Annotated in this window: 13 protein-coding genes and 1 pseudogene; 2 read left to right on the top strand and 12 right to left on the bottom strand. The window is 62.4% G+C overall.

Going from position 1 to position 15,201, the window contains the following annotated elements; translation table 11 throughout:
- Positions 1–170 precede the first annotated feature (170 nt).
- The 11 genes from BVH06_RS13515 to cspD all read right to left on the bottom strand — a co-directional run bounded on the left by BVH06_RS13515 (position 171) and on the right by cspD (position 12,101).
- Positions 171–1,766 (bottom strand): isocitrate lyase, encoded by a 1,596-nt coding sequence (locus tag BVH06_RS13515; protein ID WP_075934387.1) that lies wholly within the window; start codon positions 1,764–1,766, stop codon positions 171–173.
- Positions 1,767–2,235: 469 nt separating this feature from the next.
- Entirely contained in the window at positions 2,236–3,042 is an 807-nt protein-coding gene (locus BVH06_RS13510; RefSeq protein ID WP_075930305.1) for a secretin N-terminal domain-containing protein, read from the bottom strand.
- A gap of 31 nt (positions 3,043–3,073) precedes the next feature.
- A complete protein-coding gene (locus tag BVH06_RS13505; RefSeq protein ID WP_075934386.1) occupies positions 3,074–3,688 on the bottom strand; it encodes a histone acetyltransferase HPA2 in 615 nt (204 codons plus the stop codon).
- A gap of 36 nt (positions 3,689–3,724) precedes the next feature.
- Positions 3,725–4,147, bottom strand: coding sequence for a GNAT family N-acetyltransferase (locus BVH06_RS13500; protein WP_075930303.1), 423 nt, complete (start codon positions 4,145–4,147; stop codon positions 3,725–3,727).
- Positions 4,140–5,309 (bottom strand): cupin domain-containing protein, encoded by a 1,170-nt coding sequence (locus BVH06_RS13495; protein WP_075930302.1) that lies wholly within the window; start codon positions 5,307–5,309, stop codon positions 4,140–4,142. Before BVH06_RS13495 ends, BVH06_RS13500 begins: the two co-directional genes overlap by 8 nt.
- 80 nt (positions 5,310–5,389) lie before the next feature.
- The gene (purB, locus tag BVH06_RS13490; RefSeq protein ID WP_075934385.1) at positions 5,390–6,760 is read right to left on the bottom strand and encodes an adenylosuccinate lyase; all 1,371 of its coding nucleotides are present in this window, start codon (positions 6,758–6,760) and stop codon (positions 5,390–5,392) included.
- A 118-nt stretch (positions 6,761–6,878) separates the two neighbouring features.
- A complete protein-coding gene (gene hflD / locus BVH06_RS13485; RefSeq protein WP_075930300.1) occupies positions 6,879–7,499 on the bottom strand; it encodes a high frequency lysogenization protein HflD in 621 nt (206 codons plus the stop codon).
- Positions 7,496–8,611, bottom strand: coding sequence for a tRNA 2-thiouridine(34) synthase MnmA (gene mnmA, locus BVH06_RS13480; RefSeq protein ID WP_075934384.1), 1,116 nt, complete (start codon positions 8,609–8,611; stop codon positions 7,496–7,498). Before mnmA ends, hflD begins: the two co-directional genes overlap by 4 nt.
- A gap of 83 nt (positions 8,612–8,694) precedes the next feature.
- Positions 8,695–9,141, bottom strand: coding sequence for an NUDIX hydrolase (locus BVH06_RS13475; protein ID WP_075934383.1), 447 nt, complete (start codon positions 9,139–9,141; stop codon positions 8,695–8,697).
- An 80-nt stretch (positions 9,142–9,221) separates the two neighbouring features.
- Positions 9,222–11,450, bottom strand: coding sequence for an NADP-dependent isocitrate dehydrogenase (locus BVH06_RS13470; RefSeq protein ID WP_075934382.1), 2,229 nt, complete (start codon positions 11,448–11,450; stop codon positions 9,222–9,224).
- 384 nt (positions 11,451–11,834) lie between these two features.
- The gene (gene cspD, locus BVH06_RS13465; protein ID WP_075931007.1) at positions 11,835–12,101 is read right to left on the bottom strand and encodes a cold shock domain-containing protein CspD; all 267 of its coding nucleotides are present in this window, start codon (positions 12,099–12,101) and stop codon (positions 11,835–11,837) included.
- Positions 12,102–12,322: 221 nt separating this feature from the next.
- On the opposite strand from cspD, the gene clpS reads away from it, so the two are divergent.
- Both clpS and clpA read left to right on the top strand, forming a co-directional pair.
- Positions 12,323–12,685, top strand: a complete 363-nt coding sequence (gene clpS, locus BVH06_RS13460; RefSeq protein WP_075930296.1) for an ATP-dependent Clp protease adapter ClpS — start codon at positions 12,323–12,325, stop codon at positions 12,683–12,685.
- A 28-nt stretch (positions 12,686–12,713) separates the two neighbouring features.
- Entirely contained in the window at positions 12,714–14,984 is a 2,271-nt protein-coding gene (clpA, locus tag BVH06_RS13455; RefSeq protein WP_075934381.1) for an ATP-dependent Clp protease ATP-binding subunit ClpA, read from the top strand.
- Between the two features lie 81 nt (positions 14,985–15,065).
- Here the strand turns inward: clpA and BVH06_RS25415 are convergent.
- Positions 15,066–15,201, bottom strand: a pseudogene (locus tag BVH06_RS25415) (IS4 family transposase); the annotation flags it as partial.

Below are 15,201 nucleotides of genomic sequence, written 5' to 3'. Positions count from 1 at the left end.
TTCAATGGGAATATATGTCATTTGAGAATGTATTCTTTTAACGCTTCTCCAAGCGGCTCGTCTCGATAACTGGCGCCTTTAAAGCTGGGCGCCTTAGTTGCCAATAAAAAAGCCCCGGCATCGCTGCCGGGGCCGAGGCTCGAAACGTGTGCTCGGGCGGGCGCCAGTTCTCAGTGGAACTGGTTCATGGTGTTGTCCTTGCCGCCAGCCTTCAGAGCCGCTTCACCGGCGAAGTACTCCTTGTGGTTGTCGCCGATATCCGAACCCGCCATGTTCTGGTGCTTGACGCAGGCGATGCCCTGACGGATCTCCTGACGCTGCACGCCCTTGACGTAGGCCAGCATGCCCTGGTCGGCGAAGTAGCCCTTGGCCAGGTTGTCGGTGGACAGCGCAGCGGTGTGGTAGGTCGGCAGGGTGATCAGGTGGTGGAAGATGCCGGCATTGGCCGAACCGTCGCGCTGGAAGGTGCGGATCTTCTCGTCGGCAACCTGGGCCAGTTCGGTTTCGTCGTACTCGGCGCTCATCAGCTTGGCGCGATCGTAGGCCGATACATCCTTGCCATCGGCAACGAAGGCATCGAACACCTGCTGGCGGAAGCTCAGGGTCCAGTTGAACGACGGGCTGTTGTTGTAGACCAGCTTGGCGTTGGGGATCACTTCGCGAACGCGATCGACCATGGCCTTGATCTGGCCGACATGGGGCTTCTCGGTTTCGATCCAGATCATGTCCGCGCCGTTCTGCAGCGAGGTGATGCTGTCCAGTACGCAGCGATCCTCGCCGGTGCCCTTGCGGAACTGGAACAGGTTGGACGGCAGGCGTTTGGGGCGCAGCAGCTTGCCTTCACGGTTGATCACCACGTCGCCGTTCTTCAGTTCGGCCGGGCTGATTTCGTCGCAATCCAGGAACGAGTTGTACTGGTCGCCCAGGTCGCCCGGCTCGCTGGTCACGGCGATCTGCTTGGTGAGGCCGGCACCCAGGGAATCAGTACGGGCGACGATCACGCCGTCGTCCACGCCCAGCTCGAGGAAGGCGTAGCGCACCGCGTTGATCTTGGCGAGGAAGTCGGCATGGGGCACGGTGACCTTGCCGTCCTGGTGGCCGCACTGCTTCTCATCGGAGACCTGATTCTCGATCTGGATGCAGCAGGCGCCGGCTTCGATCATCTTCTTGGCGAGCAGGTAGGTGGCCTCGGGGTTGCCGAAACCGGCATCGATGTCGGCGATGATCGGTACCACATGGGTTTCGAAATTGTCGATCTGCGCCTGGATCTCGCTCTGTTTGCCACGATCGCCCGACTCGCGGGCCGCATCGAGGGCGCTGAACAGCAGGTCCAGCTCACGGGCGTCGGCCTGGCGCAGGAAGGTGTACAGCTCTTCGATCAGTGCTGCGACCGCGGTCTTCTCGTGCATGGATTGATCCGGCAGCGGGCCGAAATCGGAACGCAGCGCGGCGATCATCCAGCCGGACAGGTACAGGTAACGCTTGTTGGTGGTCTTGAGGTGCTTCTTGATGGAAATCAGTTTCTGCTGGCCGATGAAGCCATGCCAGCAGCCCAGCGACTGGGTGTAGACGGACGAGTCGGCGTCGTACTCGGCCATGTCCTTGCGCATGATGGCCGCGGTGTACTTGGCTACATCCAGGCCAGTCTTGAAGCGGTTCTGGGCGCGCATACGAGCGACGGATTCCGGGTTGATAGCGCTCCAGCTGCTGCCAGCGGCTTCTTTCAGGGCGGCAACGGCTTTGATGTCGTTTTCGTAAGCTGACATGGTCAATCCTTCAAGTGTGTGTTTGGTCGAGCACCGGGCATCGCGCATGGAAGCGCAGGCTCGGCGCGAGCTCACCGCAGACGTTGAGAGGAAACCGGAAAGAGGAGGGCCGTGGCCGGGTGGACGAAGCGCATCGCGTGCCCGCCGCCGGGTAGGCGAGCGGTAGTGCGTGCAGGCCCGTGGACGCCCTTGGCACTGTGCCGTTCGATGCGTGAAACGCTTCCCCGTCCCTCAGGACAACCTCGTTCCAGTCGCCATCTCGTCGAGCTGCCTTGTGGGCGTAACAACACGAATCGATCCCTGCGGTGCGCGGAGACTGACCCGGAGGTTCCGTTTCCAGAACCCCTGATTAGCGGGAGCGAGGCCATCATGCGACCGACGAAAATGTTCGTCAATCGTTTTTGTAGTGTTTTTTTATGAGTACTACATAAGTCTTAGATCGACCGTATGGTCACGTTTTACGGGGCTTTCAGTCGATCACCTCGACCTTCACGCGCATGCTCATGTCGTCGCGGCCTTCGGTCGAGTAGCGGCGCAGAACGCCACTGCGGTCGGCCTGACTCTGCTCGCTGCTGCCGCCGATGGTTATCCACTCGCCGAGCCGTCCGCTGACCCGGGTGTCGGCTTGCTGGATGTCGATAACGCCGGGTTGCTGCTGGCTGACCCGGTCACGGTTGCTGCTGATATCCAGGTGCACGATCTCGCCCGCCAGGCTGGCAGTGACGTAAAAGCCCTGGGTGACGTTGCGGTACTCGGTGTTGTTGTACACCTGGCCGTAAGGGCCGCGGCTGCTGGTGGTCACCGGCACGCTCTGGCCAACCTGGATCAGCGCCGGGTAACCCTCGCTGGTCTGCACCTGCTGCGTGCCGCCGCCGCGGCTGTCGGTGCTGCGGCGAATGATGCGCGCTTGGTCGCGACCGTCGACTTCGCCACGGCCGATTTCCACGCGGCCGTTGCCGGCGCTGATGCTGCCGTCGACCCCGTAACCCCGGTCGTCGCGGTAGGTCGATTCGCTGGTGTCGACGCTGATCAGCAAGCGCCGCGGCTGAGTGTCGAGCTGGCCGAGCAGGGCGCGCACCTCCTCGATCTTCGCTGGCGACGCATTCACGATCAACTGGTTGCCGTAGGCACTCACCCGCCCGTCGTTACCGAGCGCCGATTGCACCACGGGCAGCAGGTCGCCTGCGGTGCGGTAGTTGAGTGGAATGACTTCGGTGGCGGCCAGCGCCGAGAGGCTGAGCGCGAGCAGGGCGGCGCCGAGAACGTGTCGCTTCATGGCAGAAAGCTCTTCATGGCAATAAATCTCTTCATAGCAGAAAACTTCGCAAGTCAGGATCGGTGATGCTGGTATCCCAGGTCTGGTCGAATAGCCGCTGTAACTGGCGAACACGAGCGGCGTCCTGGTAATTCGCATAGCCGCCGAACTGATCCGGCTCCGTGCGCATCAGCACGCCCTGGTCGTCAGCCAGCAGAAAGGCGCCCTCAGGAACAGGGTAATCAGGATGGCAGCGGCGAATGTGCAGGTAGCTGGGCAGTTTTCGCGACAGGGCGATGAGTCTGTGCCCGTCACGAACCGCGCGGCTGCTGTCGCACACCAGGATGCGCAGGCTGCTGTGGCGATGGCGCAACAGAAAATCGCTACAGGCTGCGTGAATGCTGCTGTGATGGTAGAGCCAGGGTTCGAGATCGGGGCTGTAGAGGCATAGCGTGCGCCTGGCCTGCTGCATCATCGCCAGGGCGTGGCTGCGGGCCTGGTCGGGCAGGCTGAAACGCTGCACGGCCGACTCGCTGCCGAGCACGAAGGGTGCCGGCTCCCAGGCGGCCGGCTGTGGCAGGGGGCTGTCCGGGTTGTGCAGGGTAAAACGCCCAGGCGATTCGAACTCGATGGGCTCGAGATCGGCGGGCGTGTGTTCGTCGTTCATGCTGACCTCTGTGGCACCGGTGTGCCACGGCTGAGATCAGCTGCTGCGCACCATGTCGACGTGAGGGATACCGGCTTCCAGGTACTCCTCGCTCACTACAGTGAAGCCCAGCTTTTCATAGAACGGCGTCGCCTGCACCTGGGCGCTGAGCATTTGCTGGCTCAGGCCACGTTTTTGCGCTTCGGCGATCACCGCCTGCAGCAGGGCTTCACCGACCTTCAGGCCGCGCCAGTCCTTGAGCACCGCTACCCGGCCAATCTGGCCGTCGGCGAGCAGGCGTGCCGTACCGATCGGGTAGTCGCCTTCGCAGGCGAGAAAATGCACGGCATCACTGTCTTCGGCGTCCCATTCCAGTTCAGGCGGCACGGCCTGTTCAGCGACGAAGACGGTTTCGCGGATGCGATGCAGCTCTTCGTAATCCTTGTGCCAGTCGGCGATGCGTACGTGCAGGTCATTCATCGGCAGCAAACTCCAGGCTTCCTTGCTTGGCCAGTTCGAGCACCAGCTCGCGGGCCTCGTCGTTGCCCAGCCATGGGCCGAGGTTCTCCAGATGCAGGGCGTCGGCCGAGCAGATCATCTTCAACAATTCGCGCAGGCTGGCGGAGACCAGGCGGCTTTGCCCGCTGGCGAACAGTACCAGGCCATCGCCGACTTCCGACCAGGCCAGGCGCGCGCTTGGGTTGCGAACCAGAATGGCGCCATCCTCGAGCTGATCGAGGAAGCCGTCCTCGTCGATCTCGATGCCTTCGACCAGTTCCGGGTACTTGGGCTCGGTCATGAACTGGCCGAACCAGGTCATCAGCAGGCGCTCGTCGCTCATGTGCTCGGCGAGCAGCGCCTTGAGGCGCTCGAGGGCGTCACGCTGAATCTCGTGCGGGTCGCTGGTCGGCGCGGTGCCGGCGTCGCTGTAACGCGTTTCGTCCGGCAGGAACTGGCCAAGGAAGTCAGTGAAATGGGTCAGAACTTCGGCCGCGCTGGGTGCGCGGAAACCCACGGAATAAGTCATGCAATCGTCCTCGGCGGTGCCACAGTGGGCCAGGAGCGGCGGCAGATAGAGCATATCGCCGGGCTCGAGCACCCATTCTTCAGTTTGATCGAATTGAGCCAGGATCTTCATGTCCAGATCCGGCAACAGCGGGCTTTGGGCGTCGCACATCTGGCCGATCTGCCAGCGGCGCCGGCCATGGGCCTGCAGCAGGAATACGTCGTAGTTGTCGAAATGCGGGCCAACGCCGCCACCTGGCGTGGCGAAGCTGATCATCACGTCGTCGATCCGCCACTTGGGCAGGAACTTGAATTGCTCCAGCAGTTCGGCAACATCGGGCACGAACTGGTCGACGGCCTGCACCAGCAGGGTCCAGTCACGCTCCGGCAGATCGGCGAACGCATCCTCGGCGAATGGGCCGCGGCGAACCTCCCACGGGGTTTCGCCGTGTTCGAGCACCAGGCGCGACTCGACTTCTTCCTCGAGGGCCAGGCCAGCCAGTTCATCGGGAGAAATCGGGCTCTCGAAATCGGCGATGGCCTGGCGCACCAGCAAGGGCTTCTTCTGCCAGTAGTCGCGCAGGAACTCGCGTGCGCTCAGGCCACCCAATAGCTGAAGAGGAGCATCAGGATTCATGTGTAAGTCCTTGATATTTATCGGTGCTTATAAAAAGAAACGCCCGGCGTCAGCCGGGCGTTCTCGGGCATGCCCGTCGGTCAGATGCGCTTGGCCTGAGCCACGGCGTTGCCGATGTAATTGGCCGGGGTGAGCTGCTTGAGCTCTTCCTTGGCAGGAGCGGGCATATCCAGCGCGTCGATGAAGGCCAGCAGCGCCTCGGGCGTGATGCCCTTGCCGCGTGTCAGCTCCTTAAGCTTCTCGTACGGGTTCTCGATGGCGTAGCGACGCATGACGGTCTGGATCGGCTCGGCGAGCACTTCCCAGCAGGCGTTCAGATCTTCAGCAATACGCTGAGCATTGAGCTCCAACTTGCTGATTCCCTTGAGGCTTGCTTCATAGGCGATCACGCTGTGGGCGAAGCCGACACCGAGGTTGCGCAGTACGGTGGAGTCGGTCAGGTCACGCTGCCAGCGGGAGATCGGCAGCTTGCTGGCCAGGTGCTGGAACAGCGCATTGGCGATACCGAGGTTGCCTTCGGAGTTCTCGAAGTCGATCGGGTTGACCTTGTGCGGCATGGTCGACGAGCCGATCTCGCCAGCGACGGTCTTTTGCTTGAAATAGCCGAGGGAAATGTAGCCCCAGATATCGCGATCGAAGTCGATGAGGATGGTGTTGAAGCGCGCGATGGCGTCGAACAGTTCGGCGATGTAGTCATGGGGCTCGATTTGCGTGGTGTAGGGGTTCCACTGCAGGCCCAGGTCACCTTCGATGAACTGACGGGCGTTGGCTTCCCAGTCGACCTGCGGATAGGCCGACAGGTGGGCGTTGTAGTTGCCCACAGCGCCGTTGATCTTGCCCAGCAGCGGGACGGCGGCGATCTGGGTGATCTGCCGCTCGAGGCGGTAAACGACGTTAGCCAGCTCCTTGCCCAGGGTGGTCGGCGATGCCGGTTGGCCATGGGTGCGCGACAGCATCGGCACGTCGGCGAACTTGACCGCCAGCTCGCGGATGGCGGCGGCTATCTGGCGCATCAGCGGCAGCAGCACGTCGTCGCGGCCTTCGCGCAGCATCAGGGCATGGGACAGGTTGTTGATGTCCTCGCTGGTGCAGGCGAAGTGGATGAACTCGCTGACCTTGTCCAGCTCCGGCAGCTTGGCAGCCTGTTCCTTGAGCAGGTATTCCACGGCTTTGACGTCGTGGTTGGTGGTGCGCTCGATTTCCTTGACGCGCTCGGCGTGCTCGACGGCGAAGTTTTCCGCCAGCTCGTTGAGCAGGGCGTTGGCTTCGGCGGAGAAGGGCGCGACTTCGCTGACGCCCTCATGGGCGGCGAGGCGCTGCAGCCAGCGGACTTCCACCTGGACGCGGAAACGGATCAGGCCGTACTCGCTGAAAATGGGGCGCAGGGCGCTGGTTTTGCCGGCATAGCGGCCGTCTACGGGCGAAACCGCGGTGAGCGAGGAAAGCTGCATGGGAGGCGTTCTCGGACAGTCGGGCGTTGAAAAGGGCGCATATCATACACGAATCCGGGCGGCTATCAGCGCTGTCGCCCGGTGAATCGACGGATGAAATGCATGGGGGCGCGGCGGATCAGCCGCGCAGCATCGGGTAGAGTTCTCGCAGCAATTTGCGGCGGCTGAACACCAGCTGCCAGCGATGCCCGCCCAGTTGGCGCCACAGGCGCGCCGAGCGAATCCCGGCGAGCAGCAGGCCACGAATCTTCGAGGCATTGGCCGGTTGTTGCAGGAAGCGGCTGTCGCCCTGCACCTGAATGCGCTGCTTGAAGGTGCTGATGGTGTCCTGATACAGCGCGCCACAGGAAGAAATGACGTTCTCGTGGCCAATGCCGAAATGGTCGGCCTGGCTCTGGATCTGGTCCAGGCGATTGCCCATCAGTTGCAGCAGGTCGCCGCGCTTGTCGAGCTGTCGCTCCAGGCCGAGCAGGGCGAGGGCGTAGCGCAGCGGCTCGCGTTGCAGGCTGGTGGGGTCACGTTCCAGGGCGCTGACCAGGGCGCGGTAACCGTCGCGCAAATTCAGGTCATCACCGCCGTACACGTCCAGCGTGCCGTTGGCATCGCGCACCAGCAGGCTGTTGATCAGGCAGGTCACTTCGCTTTCGGCGGCCTGGCCGGTCTTGGCGATCTTGTCGACCATCACCGCGGCCTGAAACACTGCGCCCAGGGCGATCAGCTGCTCTTGAATGGGATTCATCGCGGTGCGCCCTCGCTCCAGGGTTCGGCGCTCTCGATCACGCCGCCGCCGAGGCAGACGTCACCGTCATAGAACACCACGGACTGCCCCGGCGTGACCGCACGCTGGGGTTGCTCGAACGTAGCGCGGTAGCCATCGGCGGTGCGCTCCAGGGTGCAGGCCTGGTCAGCTTGGCGGTAACGCACCTTGGCGGTCAGGCGCCGAGGGGCATCGAGCGCCACGGGGTTGACCCAGTAGATCTGCGAGGCATGCAGGGCGCGGGAAAACAGCCAGGGATGCTCGTTGCCCTGGCCGACGATCAGCACGTTGCGGGTCAGGTCCTTGTGCAGCACGTACCAGGGCTCGTCGCCGGCATCCTTGAGGCCTCCGATACCCAGGCCCTGGCGCTGGCCGATGGTGTGGTACATCAGGCCGTGATGTTTGCCGATCACGTCACCCTCGGTGGTTTCGATGTTGCCTGGCTGCGCCGGCAGGTACTGCTTGAGGAAGTCGCTGAAACGGCGCTCGCCAATGAAGCAGATACCGGTGGAATCCTTCTTCTTGGCGGTGGCCAGCTCATACTTCTCGGCAATCGCCCGCACTTCGGGCTTCTCCAGCTCGCCGACCGGGAACAGGGTCTTGGCGATCTGCTCGCCGCCAACGGCGTGCAGGAAGTAACTCTGGTCCTTGTTCGGATCCAGGCCCTTGAGCAGTTCGCTGCGCCCGTCGATATCGCGGCGGCGCACGTAATGGCCGGTGGCGATCAGGTCGGCCCCGAGCATCAGGGCGTAGTCGAGAAACGCCTTGAACTTGATTTCACGGTTGCAGAGGATGTCCGGGTTAGGCGTGCGCCCGGCCTTGTACTCGGCCAGGAAGTGCTCGAACACGTTGTCCCAGTACTCGGCGGCGAAGTTGGCGGTGTGCAGCTTGATGCCGATGCGGTCGCACACGGCCTGGGCGTCCGCCAGGTCGTCCATGGCGGTGCAGTACTCGGTGCCGTCGTCTTCGTCCCAGTTCTTCATGAACAGGCCTTCGACCTGATAGCCCGCTTCGAGCAGGAGCAGGGCTGAGACGGAGGAGTCGACACCGCCGGACATGCCGACGATGACGCGCTGGGTGGCTGAATCTTGCATGGTCGGGATCGATACGGGCTTCAAAGGGGCGAGATTCTAACAGGATGCGCGACGTGTTTCAGTCTGCCGCGCACGGGCGGCGTTCACATGGGGTCGTGGATGAGGCTGAGTGGGAAGCGGGCGCCCGCCAGGTAGTCATCCAGGCAGCGCAGCACCAGCTCGCTGCGCAGGCGGCCGCGCTCGGCCAGCAGTTCGTCGTACGTGAGCCAGCGGATGCCACTGATATCGCTGTCCAGCGCACGCTCGGCATGGTGCTCTACCAGGTTGGCGACGAAGCAGATGCGTTGATAGGTCACGCCGTTGCTCGGCGCGGTGTACAGATAGATGCCGGTAACGCCTGTCAACTCGACGTCGCAGCCGGTCTCCTCGAGCGTTTCGCGCACGGCTGCCTGCTGCAGGCTCTCCTTCGGCTCCAGGTGGCCGGCGGGCTGATTGAGCACCAGGCGTCCCCCCTTGAGCTCCTCGACGAACAGAAAACGCCCCTCGTGTTCGACGATGGTGGCGACGGTGACATGTGCGTGCCAGGTCATGCTGACTCCTTTTCGAATACTGAAAACGACAACCCCGGCACGAGGCCGGGGTTGTCGGTGTCGCTAGATCAGCGCGTTGCTCAAGCCAGGGAGGCCAGGGCAGCGTTGAGGGTCGCGCTCGGGCGCATGACTTTTTCGGTCAGTGCCTTGTCCGGTGCGTAGTAGCCACCGATGTCAGCTGGTTTGCCCTGTACCGCGCCGAGCTCGGCAACGATCTTGGCTTCGCTGTCGGTCAGGGTCTTGGCCAGTGGCGCGAACTGCGCCTGCAGGGCGGCGTCTTCGCTCTGGGCTGCCAGAGCTTGTGCCCAGTACAGCGCCAGGTAGAAATGGCTGCCACGGTTATCGATACCGCCAACCTTGCGCGCCGGCGACTTGTCGTTGTCGAGGAACTGGCCGGTAGCCTGGTCCAGAGTTTTGCTCAGCACCAATGCTTTCGGGTTGTCGTAGGTGTTGCCCAGGTGCTCCAGGGAAGCGGCCAGAGCCAGGAACTCACCCAGGGAATCCCAGCGCAGGAAGTTCTCTTCGACGAGCTGTTGGACGTGCTTGGGCGCCGAACCGCCAGCGCCGGTTTCGAACAGGCCGCCGCCATTCATCAGTGGCACGATCGACAGCATCTTGGCACTGGTACCCAGCTCCATGATCGGGAACAGGTCGGTCAGGTAGTCGCGCAGCACGTTGCCGGTCACCGAGATGGTGTCCTTGCCTTCGCGGATACGGGCCAGGGAGAACTTGATGGCTTCGACCGGCGCGAGGATGCGGATGTCCAGATCGCTGGTGTCGTGATCCTTCAGGTACTTCTCGACCTTCTTGATCATTTCGGCGTCGTGGGCACGGGCCGGGTCCAGCCAGAACACCGCTGGGGTGTTGCTCAGGCGGGCGCGATTGACCGCCAGTTTGACCCAGTCCTGGATCGGCGCGTCCTTGGTCTGGCACATGCGGAAGATATCGCCTTCCTCGACCTTCTGCTCCATCAGTACCTTGCCGTTGGCATCGCTGACGCGAACCACGCCGGCAGCCTGGATCTGGAAGGTCTTGTCGTGGGAGCCGTACTCTTCGGCTTTCTGCGCCATCAGGCCAACGTTCGGCACGCTGCCCATGGTGGTCGGGTTGAAGGCGCCATTGGCCTTGCAGTCTTCGATCACGGCCTGGTAGATGCCGGCGTAGCAGCGATCCGGGATCACGGCCTTGGCATCCTGCAGCTCACCCGCGGTGTTCCACATGCGGCCCGAGTCGCGAATCATCGCCGGCATCGAAGCGTCGACGATCACGTCGCTCGGCACGTGCAGGTTGGTGATGCCCTTGTCGGAGTTGACCATCGCCAGTGCCGGACGATCGGCGTAGACGGCGTTGATGTCGGCTTCGATTTCGGCCTGCTTGTCGGCTGGCAGCTTCTTGATGCTGGCGTACAGGTCGCCGATGCCGTTGTTCAGGTTGAAGCCGGCTTCCTGCAGGGCAGCAGCGTGCTTTTCCAGGGCCGACTTGTAGAACTCGGCAACGATCTGGCCGAAGATGATCGGGTCGGAGACCTTCATCATGGTGGCCTTCAGGTGCACCGAGAACAGCACGCCTTGCTTCTTGGCGTCTTCGATCTGGGCGGCGATGAAGCTGCGCAGGGCCTTCTTGCTCAGCACTGAGCAATCCAGGACTTCGTCAGCCAGCACGCTGGTTTTTTCTTTCAGCACGGTGGCGGTGCCGTCAGCGCCGACCAGTTCGATCTTCACGCTGCCTTTGGCGTCGATCAGGGCAGCTTTCTCGCTGCCGTAGAAGTCGCCGCTTTCCATGTGCGCGACATGGGATTTGGAGTCGGCAGCCCAGGCGCCCATCTTGTGCGGGTGTTTGCGAGCATAGTTCTTGACCGACAGCGGTGCGCGGCGGTCGGAGTTGCCTTCACGCAGAACCGGGTTCACGGCGCTGCCCTTGACCTTGTCGTAGCGGCTGCGGATGTCGCGTGCCTGCTCGCTGTCGTCGGCGTCCGGGTAGTCGGGCAGGGCGTAACCCTGGCTCTGCAATTCCTTGATGGCGGCCTTGAGCTGCGGTACGGAGGCGCTGATGTTCGGCAGTTTGATGATGTTGGCTTCTGGCGTGGTGGCCAGGGCACCCAGCTCGGCGAGGTGATCGCCCTGTTTCTGAGCGTCGGTCAGAAACTCGGGGAACAGCGCCAGGATACGGCCGGCCAGCGAAATGTCGCGGGTCTCGACGGCGATATCGGAGGAGGCGGTAAAGGCTTTGACGATGGGGAGCAGGGAGTAGGTCGCGAGCGCTGGGGCTTCGTCGGTGAGGGTGTAAATGATCTTCGAGCGTGTGGTCATATTTGATTTAACTCTCTCTTTACTGAACTTGCACGGCACTGATCCGGGTGAGGTGGCTTCTGGCCACAGCGCGGCATCAATGAGGTGAATTCGAAGTTCCATCCCGATGATGTTGGGTGTCGCAGCTGCCTGATGGCGGTAACGGACCGCCTGACAGGACCGGCGCGACGAGTGCTGGAAGCCGTACTCCAGGCGAAGGCGCCCTTATGACTACTCAGTCAGCGCCCGAGTATATCAAACCGACGTGCCAAGTTGCTCGCACCGGTAGCGAAGATATGCGTTCGTCGGAATGTATCGGTTGCAGAGCCTCGCCCGCTGCGGGTAGCACCGGCCGCGGCCATAAAAAAACCGGCCACTGGGGCCGGTCGTTCGTGGAGTGAAAGGTCAGGCTCCGACCGCGCTCGCGTGCGCCTTGCTGACAGCTGGGGCAGGCGTGTCCTGCACGGCCTGGGCGGCGCTGATGTTCACGGCATGGAGACCCTTGGGGCCTTGAATGATATCGAAGCTGACGGCCTGGCCGGCCTTCAGCGTTTTGTACCCATCCATCTGAATGGCCGAGTAATGGGCGAACAGGTCCTCATCTCGGCCATCGGCCAGGATGAACCCATAGCCCTTGGCGTTGTTGAACCACTTGACCTTACCACTTAGCATGCTGATATCCCTCTGCAAGGAACCCCACTGCTGGAGTATCATCCACATTAGATCCAGCGTTCACGGGGATCGCCCAGCGAACGCAAGCCCTTTCGCCCCGTAGGGGTATCCTTTGGTTGTAACACCCTTTTGCCGATAGTCAAGGCATCGCACGAAACGACGATAAACGGGTCTGATTTTTTGCGGCCCGCTCCATTCACCCCACGAACCTTTTATCCAGCATGCATGCAAGTAGCCAGATTCGACTAACATTCAATCAGGATCGACCCGCACCGCATGAGGACGACTCATCAGGCCTGGCCGTCGAGGAGTCCAAGCCGGCATTGCAGGCGCCTCCGCTCTACAAGGTGGTCTTGTTCAATGATGACTACACCCCCATGGATTTCGTGGTCGAGATACTCGAGACCTTCTTCAACCTCAATCGCGAGGTGGCAACCAGGATCATGTTGACCGTGCATACCGAAGGTCGCGCCGTTTGCGGGCTCTACACCCGCGACATCGCCGAGACCAAGGCCACGCAGGTCAACCAGTACGCGCGTGAAAGCCAGCACCCATTACTCTGTGAAATCGAGAAGGACGGTTAACGCCGGCCGCTTGGCATGAGGTGAAGCTATGTTAAATCGAGAGCTCGAAGTCACCCTCAACCTGGCCTTCAAGGAGGCCCGCGCGAAACGTCATGAATTCATGACCGTGGAGCACCTCCTGCTGGCTCTTCTGGACAACGAAGCTGCAGCCAGTGTGCTGCGTGCCTGCGGTGCCAGTCTGGACAAGCTGCGCAGTGACCTGCAGGAATTCATCGACTCCACCACGCCGCTGATCCCCCAGCACGACGAAGAGCGCGAAACTCAGCCGACCCTGGGCTTCCAGCGCGTGCTGCAGCGCGCGGTATTCCACGTGCAGAGTTCCGGCAAGCGCGAGGTCACCGGCGCCAACGTGCTGGTCGCGATCTTCAGCGAGCAGGAAAGCCAGGCCGTGTTCCTGCTCAAGCAGCAGAGCGTGGCCCGTATCGACGTGGTCAATTTCATCGCCCATGGCATCTCCAAGGTGCCCGGGCAGGGCGCGTCACCCGAAGCCGACCCGGAAATGCAGGACGAAGAGGGTGGCGAGTCCTCTTCCTCGAGCAATCCGCTGGACGCCTACGCCAGCAACCTCAACGAGCTGGCGCGCCAGGGCCGCATCGACCCGCTGGTCGGCCGCGAGCACGAGGTCGAGCGCGTTGCGCAGATCCTTGCCCGCCGCCGCAAGAACAATCCGCTGCTGGTCGGCGAGGCTGGCGTCGGCAAAACTGCCATCGCCGAAGGCCTGGCCAAGCGCATCGTCGACAATCAGGTGCCCGACCTGCTGGCTGACAGCGTCGTCTACTCTCTGGATCTCGGCGCACTCCTGGCCGGTACCAAGTACCGCGGGGATTTCGAGAAGCGCCTCAAGGCACTGCTCACCGAGCTGCGCAAGCGCCCACAAGCCATCCTGTTCATCGACGAGATTCACACCATCATCGGTGCCGGGGCTGCCTCGGGCGGCGTGATGGATGCCTCGAACCTGCTCAAGCCGGCCCTATCGTCGGGCGAGATCCGCTGCATCGGCTCGACGACCTTCCAGGAATTTCGTGGCATCTTCGAGAAGGATCGCGCCCTGGCGCGGCGCTTCCAGAAGGTCGACGTGGTGGAGCCTTCGGTGGAAGACACCATTGGCATCCTCAAGGGCCTCAAGGGGCGCTTCGAGCAGCACCACGACATCGAGTACAGTGATGAGGCCCTGCGCGCAGCCGCGGAGCTGGCCTCGCGCTACATCAATGATCGCCACATGCCCGACAAGGCCATCGACGTGATCGACGAAGCGGGTGCGTTCCAGCGCCTGCAGCCGCAGGAGAAGCGCGTCAAGCGCATCGACGTGCCGCAGGTCGAGGACATCGTGGCCAAGATCGCGCGCATTCCGCCGAAACATGTCAGCAGCTCCGACAAGGAACTGCTGCGCAACCTGGAGCGCGACCTCAAGCTGACCGTATTCGGCCAGGACGCCGCCATCGATTCGCTGGCCACCGCCATCAAGCTGTCGCGGGCTGGCCTCAAGGCGCCGGACAAGCCGGTCGGCTCGTTCCTGTTCGCCGGCCCCACCGGCGTCGGCAAGACCGAGGCGGCTCGCCAGCTGTCCAAGGCGCTGGGCGTGGAACTGGTGCGTTTCGACATGTCCGAGTACATGGAGCGGCACACCGTGTCGCGCCTGATCGGGGCGCCACCCGGCTACGTCGGTTTCGACCAGGGCGGCCTGCTGACCGAAGCGATCACCAAGCAGCCCCATTGCGTACTGCTGCTCGATGAAATCGAGAAAGCGCACACGGAAGTCTTCAACCTGCTGCTGCAGGTCATGGATCACGGCACGCTGACCGACAACAACGGGCGCAAGGCGGACTTCCGCAACGTGATCCTGATCATGACCACCAACGCCGGCGCGGAAACCGCATCGCGGGCGTCGATCGGCTTCAGCTATCAGGATCACTCGTCCGACGCCATGGAAGTGATCAAGAAGAGCTTTACGCCGGAGTTCCGCAACCGTCTGGATACCATCATCCAGTTCGGCCGTCTCAGTCACGACACGATCAAGAGCATCGTCGACAAGTTCCTCATCGAGCTGCAGGCGCAGCTCGAGGACAAGCGCGTCATGCTCGAAGTCAGCGATGCGGCGCGCGACTGGCTGGCCGAGCAGGGTTACGACGTGCAGATGGGCGCCCGGCCCATGGCTCGCCTGATCCAGGATCGCATCAAGCGTCCCCTGGCCGAGGAGATTCTCTTCGGGGAGCTTTCCGAGCATGGCGGCACGGTGCACGTGAATCTCGAAAACGGCGAACTGACGTTCGATTTCGAGACCACTGCGGAAATGGCCTGAGGGTTGGCGGGGCGCTCATCGCGCCCCGTCTTTCCAGGCAAGCGACCAATAAAAAGCCCGGCAGAGATACCGTAATGCTGTTCACTTAAGCGGAGCAGCCTTACGATCCACTGGATATCGGGTTTTGGAAATCTTCACCGTCCTGGGTCTTCCCGGCCTTGGACGGTGATCCAGAAACATTCCTCCGATACCTCCCCGCAGCTCAGCCAACCTTCTG

The organism is Pseudomonas sp. PA27(2017), from assembly GCF_001945445.1.
GTDB lineage: Bacteria > Pseudomonadota > Gammaproteobacteria > Pseudomonadales > Pseudomonadaceae > Aquipseudomonas.
This window is presented reverse-complemented; position numbering and strand designations above follow the sequence as displayed.